Annotated in this window: 1 protein-coding gene; it reads left to right on the forward strand. The window is 58.6% G+C overall.

The genetic code is table 11. The annotated features are described in order from the left end of the window. The coding region (locus tag B3Z49_RS04915; RefSeq protein WP_296988573.1) for a penicillin-binding transpeptidase domain-containing protein at positions 1 to 954 on the forward strand (954 nt) is incomplete at both ends.

Genomic DNA, 954 nt, shown 5'->3' on the forward strand with positions numbered 1-954 from the left:
GACGAAGCCAAGGCGCGTCGTAACTGGGTGATTGGCCGGATGCTGGAAGAAAATTACATCACCGAGGCCGAGGCACAGGCAGCATGGTCGGCCCCGCTTCAGGGCAAAAGCCGTGAATCGGTTGATACCTATCAGGCTGATTTCTTTGCCGAAGAAGTCCGTCGCCAGCTTGTCGATCGTTACGGCGAAGGCATGCTCTATGACGGTGGCCTTTCTGTGCGTTCGACCGTGGTTCCGCGTTTGCAGGATATCGCCGACAAGGCGCTGTTTGACGGCTTGGTCGAATATGATCGCCGTCATGGCTGGCGCGGACCGATCACCAACATTGATCTGTCGGGCAACTGGCAGCAGGCCCTGCGCGAAGTCGAAACGCCCGCCGATATCCCTTGGGATCGTGCGGTTGTTCTTGATACCGACGCCAACGAGGCAAAACTGGGCCTGATGAATGGCGAGCAGGGCCGCATTCCGCTGCGTTTCCTGACATGGGCGCGCCCGTGGCAAAAGGGCCAGACATTGGGTGCGGTCGTTAACCGCCCGTCAGATGTCCTGAAACCCGGCGATGTCATTTACGTCAAACATTTCGCTGAACTTGATGGCGAGACGCTTCCGCCCAACACCTATGGACTGCGTCAGATCCCGAACGTCAACGGCGGTCTGGTGGCAATGGATCCGCACACGGGTCGCGTGCTGGCGATGTCGGGCGGTTTTTCGCATGATCTGTCGAAATTCAACCGTGCGACACAGGCCCGCCGTCAGCCGGGGTCGGCCTTTAAGCCGTTTATTTATCTGGCTGCCCTGGACCAGGGCTTTACCCCGNNCGCAGCCTTGCGTTACTTCGACAAATCGCTTGATGAACTTAATATCGAGGAAGCCGCCTATCTGGCGGCCCTGCCAAAGGCACCGTCGAACTATCACCCGGTCCGTAACCACGACGAAGCCAAGGCGCGTCGTAAC

Source organism: Thalassospira sp. UBA1131, from assembly GCF_002311515.1.
Classification (GTDB): Bacteria; Pseudomonadota; Alphaproteobacteria; order Rhodospirillales; family Thalassospiraceae; genus Thalassospira.